The 18,625-nt window shown below is 43.6% G+C and carries 18 protein-coding genes; 15 read left to right on the top strand and 3 right to left on the bottom strand.

Annotation, left to right across the window (positions count from 1 at the left end):
• Positions 1–10: 10 nt before the first annotated feature.
• Together IDJ77_RS19040 and IDJ77_RS19045 are read right to left on the bottom strand one after the other, a co-directional pair.
• Complete coding sequence (locus IDJ77_RS19040; protein WP_191190577.1) at positions 11–442, bottom strand: DUF1801 domain-containing protein; 432 nt, start codon at positions 440–442, stop codon at positions 11–13.
• Between the two features lie 424 nt (positions 443–866).
• Positions 867–1,982, bottom strand: a complete 1,116-nt coding sequence (locus tag IDJ77_RS19045) for a trans-sulfuration enzyme family protein (RefSeq protein WP_191190578.1) — start codon at positions 1,980–1,982, stop codon at positions 867–869.
• A 104-nt stretch (positions 1,983–2,086) separates the two neighbouring features.
• Here IDJ77_RS19045 and IDJ77_RS19050 point away from each other — a divergent pair, with 104 nt between their 5' ends.
• The 15 genes from IDJ77_RS19050 (at position 2,087) to IDJ77_RS19120 (ending at position 18,129) form a co-directional block, all read left to right on the top strand.
• The gene (locus IDJ77_RS19050; protein WP_191190579.1) at positions 2,087–2,611 is read left to right on the top strand and encodes a hypothetical protein; all 525 of its coding nucleotides are present in this window, start codon (positions 2,087–2,089) and stop codon (positions 2,609–2,611) included.
• A gap of 126 nt (positions 2,612–2,737) precedes the next feature.
• A complete protein-coding gene (gene mqnE, locus IDJ77_RS19055) occupies positions 2,738–3,931 on the top strand; it encodes an aminofutalosine synthase MqnE (RefSeq protein WP_191190580.1) in 1,194 nt (397 codons plus the stop codon).
• Between the two features lie 90 nt (positions 3,932–4,021).
• Positions 4,022–4,684 (top strand): histidine phosphatase family protein, encoded by a 663-nt coding sequence (locus tag IDJ77_RS19060; RefSeq protein WP_191190581.1) that lies wholly within the window; start codon positions 4,022–4,024, stop codon positions 4,682–4,684.
• Positions 4,656–5,399: a menaquinone biosynthetic enzyme MqnA/MqnD family protein gene (locus IDJ77_RS19065; protein WP_191190582.1), complete on the top strand. Its 744-nt coding sequence runs from the start codon at positions 4,656–4,658 to the stop codon at positions 5,397–5,399. The genes IDJ77_RS19060 and IDJ77_RS19065 overlap by 29 nt, the downstream gene beginning before the upstream one ends.
• Before the next feature lie 315 nt (positions 5,400–5,714).
• A complete protein-coding gene (locus IDJ77_RS19070) occupies positions 5,715–6,524 on the top strand; it encodes an SDR family oxidoreductase (RefSeq protein ID WP_191190583.1) in 810 nt (269 codons plus the stop codon).
• 283 nt (positions 6,525–6,807) lie between these two features.
• A complete protein-coding gene (locus IDJ77_RS19075; RefSeq protein WP_191190584.1) occupies positions 6,808–7,284 on the top strand; it encodes a hypothetical protein in 477 nt (158 codons plus the stop codon).
• Positions 7,285–7,528: 244 nt separating this feature from the next.
• Positions 7,529–7,726: a cold-shock protein gene (locus tag IDJ77_RS19080; RefSeq protein WP_128533758.1), complete on the top strand. Its 198-nt coding sequence runs from the start codon at positions 7,529–7,531 to the stop codon at positions 7,724–7,726.
• 119 nt (positions 7,727–7,845) lie between these two features.
• Entirely contained in the window at positions 7,846–9,090 is a 1,245-nt protein-coding gene (locus IDJ77_RS19085; protein ID WP_191190585.1) for an MFS transporter, read from the top strand.
• A 98-nt stretch (positions 9,091–9,188) separates the two neighbouring features.
• Complete coding sequence (hemF, locus tag IDJ77_RS19090) at positions 9,189–10,097, top strand: oxygen-dependent coproporphyrinogen oxidase (RefSeq protein ID WP_191190586.1); 909 nt, start codon at positions 9,189–9,191, stop codon at positions 10,095–10,097.
• A gap of 274 nt (positions 10,098–10,371) precedes the next feature.
• Positions 10,372–10,776: a hypothetical protein gene (locus IDJ77_RS19095; protein ID WP_191190587.1), complete on the top strand. Its 405-nt coding sequence runs from the start codon at positions 10,372–10,374 to the stop codon at positions 10,774–10,776.
• A 173-nt stretch (positions 10,777–10,949) separates the two neighbouring features.
• On the top strand, positions 10,950–13,577 hold the full coding sequence (gene gyrA, locus IDJ77_RS19100; RefSeq protein ID WP_191190588.1) for a DNA gyrase subunit A: 2,628 nt from the start codon (positions 10,950–10,952) through the stop codon (positions 13,575–13,577).
• A gap of 5 nt (positions 13,578–13,582) precedes the next feature.
• Positions 13,583–14,692 (top strand): tetratricopeptide repeat protein, encoded by a 1,110-nt coding sequence (locus IDJ77_RS19105; RefSeq protein WP_191190589.1) that lies wholly within the window; start codon positions 13,583–13,585, stop codon positions 14,690–14,692.
• Positions 14,693–14,753: 61 nt separating this feature from the next.
• The gene (locus IDJ77_RS19110; protein ID WP_191190590.1) at positions 14,754–16,004 is read left to right on the top strand and encodes a tetratricopeptide repeat protein; all 1,251 of its coding nucleotides are present in this window, start codon (positions 14,754–14,756) and stop codon (positions 16,002–16,004) included.
• A gap of 235 nt (positions 16,005–16,239) precedes the next feature.
• Positions 16,240–17,034, top strand: a complete 795-nt coding sequence (locus IDJ77_RS19115; RefSeq protein ID WP_191190591.1) for an SDR family NAD(P)-dependent oxidoreductase — start codon at positions 16,240–16,242, stop codon at positions 17,032–17,034.
• Between the two features lie 540 nt (positions 17,035–17,574).
• On the top strand, positions 17,575–18,129 hold the full coding sequence (locus tag IDJ77_RS19120; RefSeq protein WP_191190592.1) for an inclusion body family protein: 555 nt from the start codon (positions 17,575–17,577) through the stop codon (positions 18,127–18,129).
• 148 nt (positions 18,130–18,277) lie between these two features.
• Here the strand turns inward: IDJ77_RS19120 and IDJ77_RS19125 are convergent, their stop codons facing one another.
• Entirely contained in the window at positions 18,278–18,484 is a 207-nt protein-coding gene (locus IDJ77_RS19125; RefSeq protein WP_191190593.1) for a coproporphyrinogen III oxidase, read from the bottom strand.
• Positions 18,485–18,625 lie beyond the last annotated feature (141 nt).

Below are 18,625 nucleotides of genomic sequence, written 5' to 3' on the forward strand. Positions count from 1 at the left end.
GAGTTTAAATTTATTTGTCCTTTGTAAGCTCAACCCCATCCCGAATTGCAGTTTCGAGCACATCGAGATTGATATCCTTTAATTTTTTAAACTTAATGCAATAACCGGTAACGCTCGCCTTACCCAAATCTTTCCCGTAGGTGTTAATTAAGTATGCTTTATCCTCAAGGCCCAGGATATAGACGGAGATCCCGCTTGTGTTTGCGCTCAAACCAATTTGATAAAACTCCCTGGTTGTGCCATCCGCATATTTTATGGTGTAGGAGCCATATCCTATATTAGGGTTACTAACAACTTTATTCTCACTGTTTCTACCATCCAGAAACCAGAGTTTACATCCCGGTAATGTTTGAAGTATATGCAAGTGCAATTCCTGCATCTCCGTACGTTTCGGTTCGGGCTGGCTGTTAATATACGCTGCGATCTGTTCTTGTATATCCATAATAAATGATAATAAATGAAGGTTGCCCGAGCCTGCTTGCTGGCAAGTGGTTCTTACAAGTTAAATATACACAGAACAAGTGCATCCCGCAATTTTTTGAATTTATCGGCACTGATAGACCGGCCACCTGATGAGATTTGGCGAAATTGCCATATCGCGGGGTGTAAACCTAAAGCAGCATTAACAACCAAAAGTTTAAACTTTTTTTAGGACGGGTAAGGGGCTTTGGTGTCCCACTTTAGGTGTTTCACTAACTTTTTTACGATGGATTAATATTTGTTTAATACGTTAACCTACAATAAATTGCAGTGGTTATTTAAACAACAGGGATGTCCCAAAGTGTTTCACTAAATATATGTAAAACACTGGTAATCAATATAAAGCAAAAAACAAGTGTCCCACTTTATAAGTGGGACACCCCGTATTAGTCCAGCGCCTGCTCCATATCCGCAATCAGATCGTCGATATGCTCCAACCCAACCGAAACGCGCAATAAGTTAAACGGTGTTTTAGTATCCGGGCCTTCTACAGATGCGCGGTGCTCTACCAGGCTTTCCACGCCGCCAAGGCTGGTGGCTTGCGTAAATAACTGTAAGGCGTTTACAACCCTTTTGGCCTCTTCTTCGCCGTCTTTTAACATAAAGGATAGTACCGCGCCAAAGCCGGCCATTTGCTCTTTAGCTATCTGGTGCTGCGGGTGCGATTGCAGACCCGGGTATAACACTTTCTCTATTTTATCATGGTTATCCAGATATTCGGCCAGCATCTGTGCGTTCTTTACATGCCCGCGCATCCGGTAAGGCAGGGTTTTTATGCTGCGGGTAAGGTAGTAGCAATCTGTCGGCGAGGGAATGGCACCACCCATGGTTTGCACATTGCGTATCTTTTCCCACCAGTCGTTTTTTCTGGCGGTAATTAAGGCGCCGCCCATCAGATCGCTGTGCCCGCCAAAGTATTTGGTGGTAGAGTGCATCACCATATCGGCACCCAAAGCTAATGGCTGCTGACAAAGCGGTGTGGCGAAAGTATTATCGCAAACCACTTTTATATCATGTTCTGCAGCTATAGCCACTACCTTTTTTATATCGGTAACCTTTAAAAGCGGGTTGGATGGTGTTTCCAGCCAGATGAGTTTGGTGTTGGGTTTGATGTGAGATTTAAGCACCTCGCTATCGTTCACATCTACAAAATCAAACTCCAGTATCCCTGCAAAAAGTGTCTTTAACTGGTTACGCAGGCCGTGATACATATCATCCGGCGCTATAATGTGGCTGCCCGGCTGCAGCGATTGAAAAACCGACATACCAGCCGCGTTCCCTGATGAAAATGCTGCCGCTTCTTCGCCGCCTTCCAGCTTTGCCAATACATTCTCCAGGGACGCACGGTTAGGGTTTGATGCCCGGCTGTAGGTGTGCCCGCCGGGGAAACCGCCGTCTTCGCCGCGCTCGAAGGTAGTGGCCGTTACAATGGGTTGTACTACGGCGCGGGAGGTTCCGTCGATATGGTTGCCGGCATGGATAGCGATGGTTTCAATTTTCATAACTGATAAAGGTGCTTGTATCGCCCAAAATAAAAGGAAATTTTCGGCATTTGCTGTAGCGTTTTTAAAATCGGCGTCGTAATGTTATAAATCGCTTTAATTGAATGAAATACCTATCCGCCTTATTACTTATTGTTACGCTGGGTTTATCCGCCTGTAAAAAAGATGCCGTTAATCCCGATTACGAGGATAGCTACTCTGCATGGCTGTCGTTCAAAAAATCTTCCGCCAATTCTTATAGCTACGTTACTTACTATGGCTCGTGGACGGGCTCCTATGCCGAATCGAAGATTACCGTGCAGAACGGCAGGGTTATAGCCCGCGATTTTTTACTAACCCGAACAACTGCCGTGCGCGATAGCGTAGATACCCTGGCACGCTGGGCAGAGAGCGGCAGCACGCTCAATACGCATACCGATGGTTTTGAGATGCTTACGCTCGACCAAGTTTACGCCAGGGCAAAAAACGAATGGTTGAAGGTGGATAAAAATAAAAATGATATCTTTTTTGAGGCTGATAATAACGGCCTCATTTCTTTAGCTGGTTATGTCCCCAAAGGCTGCCAGGACGATTGCCTCACCGGCATCCATGTAAAGGATATTAAGGTATACGTTAAGGAGATAAAATAGCATTTTTGCCTTGGGGTGCTGCTTGTAAACCCATCGTCATTTTAGGCGTTTAAACACTCGTATCTAAATACTGCGCTTACAAAATTGCTGTATTTTGCTACCTTTGCCTAAACTATTTGTCTAAAAATGGAAGTATCAGAAAATTTCAGGATACTGTTAAATAACCCGCAGCTTTTACCCGAACTTAAAGCCATCGCGCAAAAGGTACTTGATAAACAGCGTATAACTTTTGATGAAGGCGTTTTGCTTTACGAGAAGGCGGAACTGGGCTATCTTGGCATACTGGCCAACTACATACGCGAACAAAAACACGGCGATAAAACCTACTTCAACCGCAATTTCCATATCGAGCCAACCAATCTTTGTGTGTACGATTGTAAATTTTGCTCTTATTCCCGCTTGCTTAAACAGCGATCGGAAGGGTGGGAGTACACCATGGAAGAAATGCTGGATATCGTAAAAAAGTACGACGGGCAGCCGGTTACCGAGGTGCATATTGTGGGCGGTGTGTTGCCGCAATACGATGTTGCATTTTACAGCGAGTTGTTCACCCGCATTAAAGAACACAGGCCAGATCTGCACGTAAAGGCTTTAACGCCTGTTGAATATCACTATATATTTAAGAAAGCAAAGATTGATTACGCCACCGGTATGCAACTGATGAAGGATGCCGGTTTAGAATCTATCCCCGGCGGAGGGGCGGAGATCTTCCACCCGGAAGTACGCGACCTGATTGCCAAAGATAAATGTACCGGCGAGCAATGGCTGGCCATACACGAAGAATGGCACAAAATAGGTATGCGATCTAACGCTACCATGCTTTACGGCCACATCGAAAAATACTGGCACCGGGTTGATCATATGGAACGCCTGCGCGAATTACAGGATAGGACGGGCGGTTTCCAAACCTTTATCCCGCTTAAATTTCGCAATCAGGATAACCAGATGAGCAACGTACCCGAAACCACCGTATTAGAGGATCTGCGCAACTACGCTATCGCACGTATCTACCTGGATAATTTCGATCACATCAAAGCCTACTGGGCCATGATCAGCCGCACTACGGCGCAATTGTCGCTTAACTTTGGGGTGGATGATATTGATGGCACACTGGATGATACCACCAAGATCTATTCGATGGCAGGCGCCGAAGAACAGCACCCGGCTATGAGTACTAAACAATTGGTAGACCTGATAAAAAATGCAGGCCGCTACCCCATAGAGCGCGATACGCTTTATAACGTAGTTACCGATTACAACGATTATCAGTTTGAGGAAACCGAAAAACCGAAGTATTACAAACTGCCGGTGATAAATTAGTTTATTGGTTCACCGGTTCATTAGTTCATTGGTAGCATGCCGAAGAATTATTAACCCGATAACCCAATGAACTAATGAATAAATGAACTAATGAACAATACAAAGAAGACTTTATATATTGTCCGCCACGGGCAAACCGATCTTAATAAGCAAGGCATTATCCAGGGCCGCGGAAAAGACACTGACCTAAATGATGAAGGGCGCCTGCAGGCGAGGCAATTCTTTGCAGCTTATAAAGATGTGCCTTTCGATAAGATCTACGTATCCGCTTTAAAGCGTACGCAACAGAGTGTCCAGCCTTTTATAGATACCGGCCTTCCATTTGAAAAACTACCCGGGTTAGATGAACTGGCCTGGGGCATCCACGAAGGGCAGGCGGCATCACCCGAATTAAGAGCGGATTTTTTGGAAGTAATGCGCAATTGGGTTGCCGGTAACCTGGATGTTAAATTCGAGGGTGGCGAAAGCCCCAACGAGGTTAAGATACGCCAGTTAGAGGCCATGGACGTGATTATGAGCCACCCCGAAGAAGAAACCGTACTGATATGTATGCACGGCCGGGCCATGCGCCTGCTTTTGTGTATCCTTACCGATAAACCGCTTACCGAAATGGATACCTTCCCACACCAGAATTTGGTACTATATAAATTGACGCATGATGGCAGCAAATTCGAGATCGTAGATTTCAATAACGCGCTCCACCTAAAAACTCCTGAACAGCTAAGTGAAAAAGATCAGAATATCCGCGGTTAGCTATACTAACACCAAGCCCTTTTTATACGGTTTACAGCATTCAGATATCATCAACGATATCGAACTGAGCCTTGATATCCCGTCCGACTGCGCGCAAAAACTTATAGACGATACAGCAGATATCGGCCTCATCCCCGTGGCCGCTACCCTTAGTCTGCCACAATGGGAGATCGTTTCGGCCTATTGCATTGGCGCCGTCGGCGCGGTGAACTCCGTATTTATTTTTAGTAATTGCGATATCAGGGAGGTGAAAACCATCCAGCTCGATCCGCAATCGCGCACGTCCAATAACCTTGCCCGGGTGCTGCTTAAAAACTTTTGGCAGGTACAGCCTGAACTGGTTAAAGATGCGCCCGACTATGCCGCCTCAACCGATGCCAATACCGCCTTTGTACAAATAGGCGACCGCACCTTCGGTAAAAAAGATGATTACCCTTTTGTGTACGATCTGTCCGCCGAATGGCTAAAATTCACCGGCTTACCTTTTGTGTTTGCCGCCTGGATTGCTAATAAGCCCATCCCCGCCGATTTTATAACGGAATTTAATAACGCCTTGCGCCTTGGCCTCGCACACCGCAAGGATCTTTTAAAAGAGTTACCCCAACGCGCCGATTTCGACCTGGAGGATTACCTAATGCACAAATTGGATTTTGACCTGACGGAGGATAAGAAGAAGGCGTTATACTTGTTTTTGGATTATATAAAGGCGTTGTAAAATTATCCGGTTACCCAGGCTGAGATTTCTCTTAAATTAAAGTACCGCATCAACTGATGACTAAAAAGTTTACAAAAGTTAACACAATTTCAAATGTTAACTTTTTAAATAGCTAATAATAAATGCATTTAAATTTATTAGGTTAACACAGTTAAATCCATTAATTTACTTATTGGTTAAAAAACCTATATACCCCTTAATGCATATCCATATAACGGTTCCTTTATATTGTTAGCAGAGCTTCAATCACAAATTATTTGATAAATTGCTGCAGAGTAAAAACCATATCGCCCTAACTTCCTTTCCTATATCAGCATGAAAACACCACAGAAACTAAAAGGACAAGCCGCCATTATAACCGGCGGGGATAGCGGTATCGGCAGGGCAGTAGCTATCGCTTTAGCAGAGGCAGGCGCCAAAGTGCTTGTAAATTTTGCGCATAACCATGATGCAGCCTATGAGGTGGTGAAAATTATTAAAGATACCGGTGGTAAAGCCTTTGCCCACCAATGCGATGTGAGTAAGGAAGATGAGGTGAAAGCCATGTTTGCCACCGCTATTAAAAAGTACGGTACGGTAGATATCCTGGTGAACAACGCCGGCCTGCAAAAGGATTCGAAATTTGTGGATATGACGCTGGAACAATGGAACACCGTTATCAGCATTAACCTTACCGGGCAGTTCCTGTGCTCACGCGAGGCCGCCAAAGAGTTCATCAAAAGGGGAATGGTTAAAAAGCGGAGCGCTGCCGCCGGCAAGATCATTTGTATGAGCAGCGTTCACGAGATCATCCCCTGGGCGGGGCATGTAAACTACGCGGCCAGCAAAGGAGGCGTAAGTATGTTTATGAAAAGCATAGCGCAGGAACTGGCACCACATCAGATCCGCGTAGTAGGTATTGCCCCGGGCGCCATACAAACACCTATAAATAAGCCTGCCTGGGAAACTCCGGCGGCGCTGAACAAGTTATTAGACCTCATCCCTTATAACCGTATAGGCCAGCCCGGCGATGTTGGAAAACTGGCCGCCTGGCTGGCTTCCGATGATGCGGATTACATTACCGGCACCACTATTTTTGTGGATGGGGGCATGGCTTTATACCCGGGCTTTGCCGATAATGGCTAAAAATTAGCTATAAATACCTCCTTTTGTCAGGAAAATGTCACAAACAATGGGTTTTTCCATTCAAATTTTACTTAGTGTACTTTTTACAATAAGTATATCATGTTTTTATTGACATATTGTAAATTACACACTAAGTATCGTCTATATTTTTTACATTTTTATATTATTGGCGCTTTGCTTATGATATATTCATAAAAATTGGCAATAATTTTGAATATATTCAACTGTACCGTACTTTTGTTATGTAAATTAAAATATAAAACAATACAAAATAAAAAACAACATGAAAAAGATATTTGTAACCATCGCAATCGCTGCCAGCTTGTTTACTACTAACATATATGCTGCAACCAGCGCAACAAAAACTGATGACGGTACCGAGAATGTTTCTTACGCTGCCATCCTTAAATTCAACAACGATTTCGCAAGAGCAGAAAACGCTACCTGGAAAGTTAGCGCTAACTTCCAAAAAGTAACTTTTACTTTGGATGATGTAAAAATGTCTGCTTTCTACAACCTGCGCGGCGAGTTGATCGGTGTAACTCAGAATGTACAATTCAAAGCATTGCCTGAGAAAGCTAAGAAAGAAATCGCTACTAAATACGAAGGTTACTTCGCTAAAGAAGTTATCAAATTAGAAACCGGCGACGATACCTTTGAAAACACTGTTTACTTTGTAGATCTGGCTAAAGACGGTAAAGAATTTTTAGTAAGGGTAACCCCATCTGCAGGCGTTTACTTCTTCCAGGACGTAAAATAATTATTAAAACAACCTTAAAATTGTTTAACCATAAAGGCCACCCAATAGGGTGGCTTTTATGGTTTTAACCCTTTATTTACATTTCTTTAACCTCTATAAATAATTTTATTTGGTTATTAATAATTTTATATATTTGAAAAGATAGTTGTACATTCTATAATTGATTATTAAACCATTTTTATACTCAGTTGAATTACTTACTGATCGGCTAAACAAATTTTTTAATACGATTATACCAATTATTATGAAAACTGGAAAAGTAAAATGGTTTAACACCCAAAAAGGTTACGGCTTTATTGTTACCGACGACGGTAAAGATCTGTTTGTTCACTTTAAGGATGTACAGGGCGGTGTAAACGCCATTAAAGATAACGATAGCGTAGAATACGATGTTGAAGAAGGCAGAAAAGGTTTACAGGCCGTAAATGTTAAAAAAGTTTAATCAACAGCAACTATATTATAAAACCTCTGTGTAAACAGGGGTTTTTTTATGTAAAAAAATTAGGCAACATTGCCTGCTTTATCTACATTAGCCACACCAATTATAACTCCTGATCCGTCATGACTGATACTGCTCCTGCAAAACTTACCAAAAATGTTGTTTTCCTGGTAATTGTGGCCTCATTGGGTTACTTTGTTGATATATATGATCTGTTGGTGTTCTCCATTGTGCGTAAGGCCAGTCTGCACGATATTGGCGTTGCCGATGCAGATATGCTTTCCAAAGGTCAGTTCATCATCAATGTACAAATGTTTGGTTTACTGCTGGGTGGTTTGCTTTGGGGTATCATGGGGGATAAATTGGGGCGCATAAAAGTACTGTTCGGTTCCATCTTGCTTTACTCCATAGCCAATTTTGCCAACGCCTACGCGTACGATGTTAATTCTTACGCGCTTATCCGCTTTATTGCCGGCATTGGCCTGGCGGGAGAACTTGGGGCAGGTATCACCCTTGTATCGGAAACTTTAAGTAAAGAAAAACGCGGCTACGGCACCATGATCGTAGCGGTAGTGGGTTTATTTGGCGCTGCTGCGGCCTATGCTGTGGCCAAGTACGGCTGGCAAACCGCCTATATGGTTGGCGGCGGATTGGGGATCTTATTATTGCTGCTTCGCGTGGGCACTTTCGAATCGGGCATGTTTAAAAACGTACAGGAAAGTAAAGTATCCAAAGGTAATTTCCTGATGCTTTTTACTGATTTTAAGCGCTTCAAAAAATACCTTTACTGCATTTTAATAGGTGCGCCGCTATGGTATGTAGTGGGTGTACTGGTAACTTTTTCACCCGAATTTGGTGTTGCTTTAAAATCTAAAGAAGTTTTAAGCGCCGGCGAAGGAGTGCTTTATACCTACATAGGCATCGCTATCGGCGATATATTTGCCGGCCTGCTGGCCCAGGTAACCCGCTCGCGTAAGCTAACCATGATGGTTTTCCTACTGTTGTCGCTTGTTAGCGCCTTTGTGTATCTGCGGTCGGAAGGAATCACCCACGATAAGTTTGTATGGATCTGTTTCTTTATGGGTTGCACCGTGGGCTATTGGGCAACCTTTGTAACCATTGCTGCAGAACAGTTTGGCACCAATATACGCGCTACGGTAACCACCACCGTGCCCAACTTTGTGCGTGGTTCACTTATCCCTATTACTATGGCATTTAATGCGTTAAAGGCCAATTATGGGATGATAACCAGCGGATATATCATGATGGTCATCTTAACCGTGATAGCGCTGTTCTCGTTAAGCCAGTTAAAAGAGACTTTTGGCAAGGATTTAAATTACATTGAAGAAGAAGCCGGAATAAGTTAAGATTAATTAGTGATTAAGATCATGTTTAGCTTAATCAATACTTTGTTTAGTTTTGCTGTTGTGAAACACCAATTCACTAAATCAATAATTTAAAATTAATGATTAGTAAAGAACAAATAGCTGCAGGTTACCGCGAAATACAGGACGAGATATGTGCAGCCCTGGAGGCTACCGACGGGCTGGCCAAATTTGAAGAAGAACTTTGGGAACGCGAAGGGGGAGGCGGTGGCCGTACCCGCATTATCCAAAACGGAAATATATTTGAAAAAGGGGGCGTTAATTTCTCCGCGGTGCATGGCAAACTGCCGCACACCATGAAGAAAGCACTGAATGTAGAACAGGAAGATTTCTTTGCTACCGGCATTTCCATTGTGATACACCCCAACCACCCGCTGGTGCCTATCATCCACATGAACATACGGTATTTTGAGATGCCAACCGAAACCGGCGAAACGCCTATGCACTGGTTTGGCGGGGGCATAGACCTTACGCCGCATTATGTGGTAGATGAAGATGCCCGGTTCTTCCACCAGCAAATAAAGAACGTGTGCGACCATTTTAACGATGAGTTTTACCATCGCTTTAAGGTGTGGGCCGATGACTACTTCTTTATTAAGCACCGCGACGAAACCCGCGGAATAGGCGGCATTTTTTACGACAGGCTTACTGCCAACGAAGAAATGAACTGGGAGATGATCTTCGAATTTTCTAAAGTACTGGGGCGCTCGTTTATCCCAACCTATACCGAGCTGGTGAACCGCAGCCGCTACAAAGAATTTACGCCGGAGCAGCAGCAATGGCAATACCAGCGCCGCAGCCGTTATACCGAATTTAACCTGGTGTACGATGCCGGCACCCGTTTCGGGCTGGAAACTAACGGCCGTATCGAATCGATACTGATGAGCCTGCCGCCAACCGCCAAATGGGTGTATGATTACCATGCTCAACCGGGAAGCGAAGAAGAACGTACCTTATCATTACTTAAAAAGGGGATTAATTGGGTTTAGACGTTCCAAAATTGCGCATCAATGGCCTGGCATTGCTCCTTTACTCGGTGGCAGTATACTCCGCGTTATTATTTTTCAAGGATAAAGGGATCGTATTTGACCTTTTAATGGCTTCATGCCTTATTTTTGGTGGTTTTAGCATTGCGATGATTGTTCGGGCATACAGAGCTTATCTCGACGACGCTTTTTCGGCAAGAAACTCCTACGCAATTTTGATAACTCTGTCATTGATACTTTTGTTTATATCCTTTCGTTCAATGCTTTTTACTGTACAATGTTAACGCTACGAAAAATTGTTTTATTAATTTGTCCACTTGCACTGCTCAGCGCGTCCGCTGTCCACTCGTTAGAAGGTACTTATATTTACGCGGGCGGCGTTTACAACAACAAGGTTGAGTCCGCTTCCAAAGAGTATAAATTGCAACGCAGATATAACGACGAGGAGTACGAAGCCACCTTTATAGAACCGGGACAGGATACTATCGTTTACGAACAGGGTAAATACAATCTGCAGGACACTACTTGTTTTGAAACGCAAACCTATAGCCGAGAACCCTCTAAAACCCTCAATATCACGGTGCCCTATGTGTACAGCATCAGCCACGACACGCTCACGTTTACCGGCAAATTACCCAATGGCACAACCGTGCGGGAATACTGGAAAAAGGTAAAGCTCTAAACCTTTTCTGTAACATATTTTTGACCTGTTTTTTAACCCTAAAACGTTAAAAAAGGGGCCGAATGTTAGTAAAAAATTGGCCCGTTGCCATATAAATTCTTAACTTCGCAGGTCGTATAAAAAAACCAATTTTACACGCAAAAACTGATTATATTTTCCACTAAGAAAAACAAATGGCTGAAGAGACAGAAAACGATAATCCGCAAAAAGAAGACAGAATAATTTCGATAAATATTGATGAGGAAATGCGATCGGCTTACATTGATTATTCAATGTCGGTTATTGTATCCCGGGCACTTCCCGATGTTCGCGACGGTTTAAAACCGGTACACAGGCGCGTATTGTATGGCATGCTCGATCTGGGTTTGTACAACAACAAGCCTTACAAAAAATCTGCACGTATAGTAGGTGAGGTACTGGGTAAATATCACCCGCATGGCGATACTTCGGTATACGATGCCATGGTGCGTATGGCGCAGGACTGGAGCCTGAGGTACCCATTTGTGGAGGGCCAGGGTAACTATGGTTCGATAGATGGTGACCAGCCCGCGGCAATGCGTTACACCGAGGCAAGGCTCGAAAAAATTGCCGAGGAAATGCTGGCCGATATCAACAAAGATACCATCGATTTCCAGCTGAACTTTGACGACTCGCTGCACGAGCCAACCGTTTTACCTGCCAAATTCCCTAACCTTTTGGTTAACGGTGCAAGCGGTATTGCGGTAGGTATGGCCACCAACATGGCGCCGCATAACCTATCAGAAATTGTTGACGCTACCATTGCGCTGATAAATAACCGCAACATAGAGATATCGGAACTGATGACCTATGTTAAAGGCCCCGATTTCCCTACAGGTGGTATCATCTACGGTTTTGAAGGCCCGCGCCAGGCATTGGAAACAGGCCGCGGCCGTATTGTTATTCGCTCGCGCGCCGAAATTGAAACTTACAATGGCGAACGCGAACGCATCATTGTTACCGAAGTGCCTTACCAGGTGAACAAAGCGCTGATGATTGAGCGTACCGCCGAACTGGTGAATGATAAGAAAATTGAAGGTATCACCGCTATCCGCGATGAAAGTAACCGCGAGGGGATCCGCGTGGTGTACGAAATAAAACGCGACGCTAACGCCGCTATCGTACTAAACAACCTGTACAAGTACACCGCCCTGCAAACATCGTTCAGCGTGAATAATATTGCGCTGGTACATGGCAGGCCAATGATGCTGAACCTGAGGGATCTGATCCATCATTTTGTTGAGCACAGGCACGAGGTGGTTATCCGCCGTACCAAGTACGAACTGGCAGAAGCCGAAAAACGCGCGCATATCCTGGAAGGTTTGCTGATAGCGCTCGATCATATTGAGGAGGTTATCCGCCTTATTCGCGCCTCATCCACACCAGACGAAGCACGCGAAGGCTTAATGGCCAATTTCGCTTTAAGCGATATCCAGGCACGCGCCATTTTGGATATGACCTTAAGGCGTTTAACCGGCCTGGAGCGTGATAAGATCAAAGACGAATACGATGCTTTGATGAAAACCATCGATTACTTAAAATCTATCCTTGCAGATGAAGGCCTGCGGATGCAGATCATCAAAGACGAATTATTAGACATCAAAGCTAAATACGGCGATGAGCGTAAAACCGAAATGGTACACTCATCGGCAGAGATGCAAACCGAAGACTTTATTGAAGATGAAGATGTGGTGATCACCATCTCGCGCGAAGGATACATCAAACGTACTTCGCTTACCGAATACCGCAGGCAGGGCAGGGGTGGTAAAGGCAGCTTAGGCAGTAACAGCCGCGATGCCGACTTTATTGAGCACCTGTTCATCGCCTCTAACCATAACTACATGCTGTTCTTTACCGAGAGCGGGCAGTGTTTCTGGTTACGTGTATTCGAAATTCCGGAAGGAACGCGTACTTCTAAAGGCCGTGCTATCCAAAATATCATCAATATCCCTAAAGAGGAAAACATTAAAGCTTACATCAAGCTAAAATCGCTGAAGGATAAAGATTACCTGGAGAACAACTTCATTATTATGTGTACCAAAAAAGGTGTTATCAAAAAAACATCTTTAGAGGCATATTCACGCCCGCGTGCAAATGGTATCAACGCTATCAACATCAACGAGGGCGACTCGCTGTTAGAAGCAACATTAACCACCGGCAGCAGCGAAATTGTTATGGCGCTGCAAAGCGGCCGTGCTATCCGCTTCAACGAATCTACCGTTAGGCCGATGGGGCGTACAGCTACAGGCGTACGCGGTATCAGCTTAGATAGCGATAATGACGAAGTGGTTGGCATGATAGCTATCGACGATAAAGAAACTACCGTATTGGTGGTATCCGAAAAAGGTTACGGTAAACGTACCTATATCGACGATTACCGTGTTACCAACCGTGGCGGTAAAGGCGTAAAAACGCTAAACGTTACCGAAAAAACCGGAAAACTTGTTGCCATAAAAGGTGTTACTGATAAAGAGGATCTGATGATCATCAACAAATCGGGTATCATCATTCGTATCGCCATCAGCGAGCTGCGTACTATGGGTCGCGCTACACAAGGTGTTAGACTAATTACATTGAAAGGTAATGACGAGATCGCTTCGGTAGCCAAGGTAGATCATGATGAGGACGAGGAACTGGATAATTCGGCAGTTGTTGCTGAAGACGGTACCGAAACCGCAGCATCAACCGACGCCGCACCGGCAGCCGAAACAGAAAGTACAGAACCAACTGATAATACCGATGCAGCAGGAGAGGAGCCTGAAGCAGACGACAAAACAGAATAAAACTTATGCAGCATAACCGTAAGATAATATTACTGGTTTTAGGGTTGTTTACTACATCTTTAGTTTCTGCACAGTCAGAAGCGCTAAAGGCAGTGGTAAACAACCTTGCTTTTTATAAGCAAAAAAACGACCTGGCATACCTTGCCCGGGCAAAAAAATCAGCCGATAGCTTAATTGTCACCAAGTCAGATTCAAGCGACCTCACAAAGAACGTTTACCGCCTCATTGTTTATTCGAGTATCCTCAACACGGATACTTTAAACAAGATGAACCAGCCCGAGACGTTTATCGATCAAACATCCGCCTTACTTGATAAACTCTCCGCCAGGCAAAAGGCCTATAAGTTTCAGCCTGAACTTGATTACTCCAGACGCTGCCTTACAAATGCTTATATCCGCAAAGGTTTTGCAGCTACCACCAATAACGATTTTGCCAAGGCTTCTGCTGCTTTTCAAAAAGCAAAAACCTACGCGCCTTCTTTTAAACCGGTAAACGCCTACATGGCTTATGCCAATAATAAACAGGGCAATTTGCAGGAAGCCGCCAAAAACTACAGCAATTTAATAGCTACCGACAGTACTAAGCTGGAGTATTTTCAAACAGCATCATCCATCTACAAATCAATTGGAGATACAGCCAGGGCGCTGCAAATTTTAAAGCGGGCACGTAAGATTTTGCCGACCGATAAGCAGTTGCTGCAGGATGAGGCCAATATTTATAATAACAAAAAGGACTATAAATCGTTAGAACCACTGATAGGGGCTTTGATAGACAATAATGCAAACAATGCTGATATTACTTTTGTAGCTGCAAATTGCTACGATAATTTAAATCAGTACGATAAAGCAGAATCTTTATATCTTAGAGCCATTGAACTTAATGGTGCGGCTTACGAACCGGTATTTAATCTCGGTTTACTTTATTTTAAAAAGAGCGCGCTAAAAGATAACGATGGTAAATACATTACAAGTGCCATCCTATGGCTGGAAAAAGCCAACGAAATGGCGCCGCGTGATAAAAACTGTTTGGCGCTTTTACAACTGGCTTACAAAAAAACAGGCAACCAAACCCAACTGGATAGGGTGAACAACAGATTACAGCAAGTAACCAACTAAACATGAATAGCCGCCCCCCGAGGCCGCAGGTTCATACACTTAAATACAAAAACTATTTAAAATGAAAATTAAATTTTTAATGGCTGGCCTACTGGCCTTTGCTTCTGCAACAACGTTTGCACAAAAAAAGGAGCTGAGCAACGCGCAAACCGAGTTTGAAAAATATCAAACCATAAGGCAGGGCCAATTGGCTGTAACCAGCCTTGCCAATGCCAAAACATCGATAGACAAAGCGGCAGCCGATGCAAAAACCAGCACCTTGCCGCAAACGTACGCGCTTAAAGGTGCAATTTACGGAAGCCTTGCCATTATGGACACAGTAGCAGCTACCTCGGCACCATTATTTGCCACAGCTGAAGAAGCGTTAAAAAAAGCCAAAGAAACTGACGCAAAAGGCGAGAACAAAAAATTAATTGATGATGCCAATCTTAGCCTTGCGCAATACCAATTAACGGCAGGGGTGAAGGCTTATCAAAGCGCCAAATACGATGTAGCTTACAAAGCTTTTGATTATTATCGTAGTGTTTTGCCTGAGGATACCACCGCGATATTCTACACCGGCCTTGCAGCTTATAACTCAAAAAATTACCCTGCTGCAATTGCAAATTACAGCAAACTGGTAACCACCAAATACTCTGCGGGCGAGCGGATCTATGATGAGTTGTCGGGCATGTATCTTGTAAGTAAAGATACCGCCGGTGCGTTAAAATCCTTAGGCGAAGGCTTAGTTAAATACCCAAACAGTTCAACCCTGCGAAAAAAAGAGATCGAGATTGCTTTGCAAACAGGCAAATCGCAAGAGGTTTTATCTAAAATTACTACAGCTATAGCTAACGATCCTAAAAATAAAGCGCTTTACTACTATGCTGGTTTAGTGTATTCGCAAACAGGCGATGCAGCTGCAGAAAAGGTAAAGACCACTAAAGATGCTCCGGGTAAAGCTGCGCTAAAAGCAAAAAAGACCGAGAACTACGATAAAGCCGGAGAGATGTACAAAAAAGCATTGGAGATAGATCCTAACTATTTTGAAGCGAACTTAAATCTTGGTTACATTTTGCTTTCACCAGCTATCGAATCCTTTAACACGGCTAATAACTTACCAGCTACTGCAACCGCGCAAAAACAATATGATGCGTTAATGGCAAAATCGGCTACGCAGTTTGATGCAGCAAAACCATTTCTGCAAAAAGCTGTGGAGTTGAAACCAGGATCGAGAGATGCGCTGGCTAACCTGATAACTTATTACCGCGGTAAAAAAGATCAGCCAAGCGTTGATAAATATACCAAGCTGATGGACGCTGCTAAAGAATAAGGCAGTTTATTTCAAAGCATATCAAACGCCATCTCGGAAGAGGTGGCGTTTTTTGTTTATTACAGATTTACGGACTTAATTAAATTATTACTTAACATAATGTTAATTATGAGAAATTATTATTATTGTTCTGTCATCTAAGCGTTGCACTGTCAATCCTGCAACATAAATAACTTAATACGATGCGTTTACAAAGAGAATTTTCTAAACTTGTTTATTAATAAAACACATAACAATGGATCTTAAAATAAAAAATAAAATAGCGCTGGTAACTGGTTCAACTGCGGGCATTGGTTACGCTATAGCAAAATTGTTGGCAGCCGAAGGCGCACATGTAATTGTAAATGGCCGTGGTGTTGATCGTGTAACTGCCACAGTCGACAAAATAATCGCGGAAACGGGCAATCCAAACATCAAAGGCATTGCGGCTGATTTTGCAGATGTTGCCCAGATAAACAACCTGATAAAGGAATTGCCCGAGGTTGATATCCTGGTAAACAACATTGGCATATTCGATCCTAAAGAATTTAAAAGCATCCCGGATGAAGAATGGTTTAAATTTTTTGAGGTGAACGTAATGAGCGGCGTACGCTTATCAAGGGCATATTTTGATAAAATGCTTGCGAAGAACTGGGGCCGCATTATCTTTATTTCCAGCGAATCAGGTGTGCAGATCCCGGCGGAAATGATCCATTACGGCGTAACAAAAACCGCCCAGATATCGGTAGCCCGCGGCCTGGCCGAACTTACGGCAAACACCGGCGTAACGGTAAACACGGTGCTGCCCGGTCCAACTGCATCTGAAGGTGCCAGCGAGTTTATTAAAGCCGTAGCTAAAGAACAAGGCTTTACTGATGCGGAGATGGAAAAAGAATTTTTCACCAGTATGCGTGGTACGTCGCTATTAAAACGCTTTATAACCACAGAAGAAATTGCCAATATGGTGGCTTATATCGCCAGTCCGCTTGCGGCGGCTACAAATGGCGCTACCTTACGAGTTGACGGCGGCGTAATTAAAACCGCTTTCTAAGTTACATCAACAAATAGTGCCCGGAAATTTTCCGGGCGCTATCAATACCGCATTACGAAAACTTATACGCAAACCCATTTATTGCTTTCGTACTTCTTATATAAGCTATAATGCCTCTCCCAAAAAGGCATATAACCCCTTTTCATGTGCACCATTTTTTAGCAGGAACGCTGTCAGCAATGCTTTTGCCACCTATTCCTCTTCCGGTCCACCCCTCTCCCTTGCTTAAGTAATAATTAAAATTGATGAATAATTCTCAACGCCTTAGTAATTGGCGGTAAAATGTCGCTGATAAAGTGATAATAACAGTAGACTATCATAACAAATTGATTATTAATGATTACGATGTCGCTATATTGGTATAAGGATGTTTGCGATGCATATTCTATAATTTAAAAATATTCCTAAAAGCTATAAAAGTGCAATCGAAAGGGTTTATCCGCCCTTTTGTATTGCTTTATAGGCAATATCTTTGTTACAACAATACAGAGTAAGCCGAAAATCTGATCCAAGAGTAAGCACCTTTATAACCTTATTATTATGACAGCAGCATCTGCAATGTCTTCAGCGCAGGACATCGATGTACTCATCGTTATCGACACCGAGTATATCAAATCACATTTCCCTAACCCAAGCCAAGACCCGGCCCACCCTACGGGAATTGATCACAACAGCCAGTTTATGATCGCCTACGATCCGCGTGGCGTTATCAGCGGCCAGGGAACGGCCGACCTTAATTTCAGGGCTTTCCCCGGCGACAGGGTGAGATTCCGTGGCACTTCTATCTATCAGAATTCTGATGACGCGGTGATTATTTACGGCATCCAATATTGGAGTGGCGACAACGTATTTAACCAATTTACGCCTAACCTGGTTCAAAGGAACAGGGCCGTAATGCCAAATGTAACCACCCCCAACGGATTGCCGGCCGTACCGGCCCAGCTTAGCTTCACAAGCCTGGATACCACCGTGCAAAAATCGGGCACCGAAAACTTCTACGTTTTCTTCGCCTTATACATACTGGGTAACGACGGGCAGACCCAAAACCTATATGGTTACTACTATTGGGATCCCACCTGTACGGTCCCTCAATAATAATGTAAAAGCTATTTTTTTCTTGGTTAAGGTCTTCATCGTAATGGGAAGCCAATGAAAAAGTAGCCCTTTAATTACTTTCGACGTAACAAAAAAGGGAGTAGAAAATGATTTTTCTACTCCCTTTTAACCTTTATATAACCGGCTATTATTGAGGAACCTTTTTAGTGGTGTCTCTTTTCGCTGTGTCGGTTTTGGCGGTATCGGTTGTAGGTGTTGGTGTGCTCATCACAGCTGTAGAATCTGTTTTGGTGCTGTCAGACCCTGAGCTGGTATCTTTTGTTGAACTGCAACCTGCGGCGATAGCGCCGATCATTGTCGCGACTAACGCGAAACTTAAAATTTGCTTTTTCATAATTGATATGAGTTTTGAGTGACGTTATTAATATTTACTGTTAATTAAACCCCTTGTTACACAAGTTGTTTTAATTAATTCCTTTAAGTTGTATAAACTCCGCACCATAAATAGTAACATTCTTGTGATAAAACCAGCGTT

This window comes from Mucilaginibacter pankratovii, assembly GCF_014773265.1.
GTDB classification, from domain to species: domain Bacteria; phylum Bacteroidota; class Bacteroidia; order Sphingobacteriales; family Sphingobacteriaceae; genus Mucilaginibacter; species Mucilaginibacter pankratovii.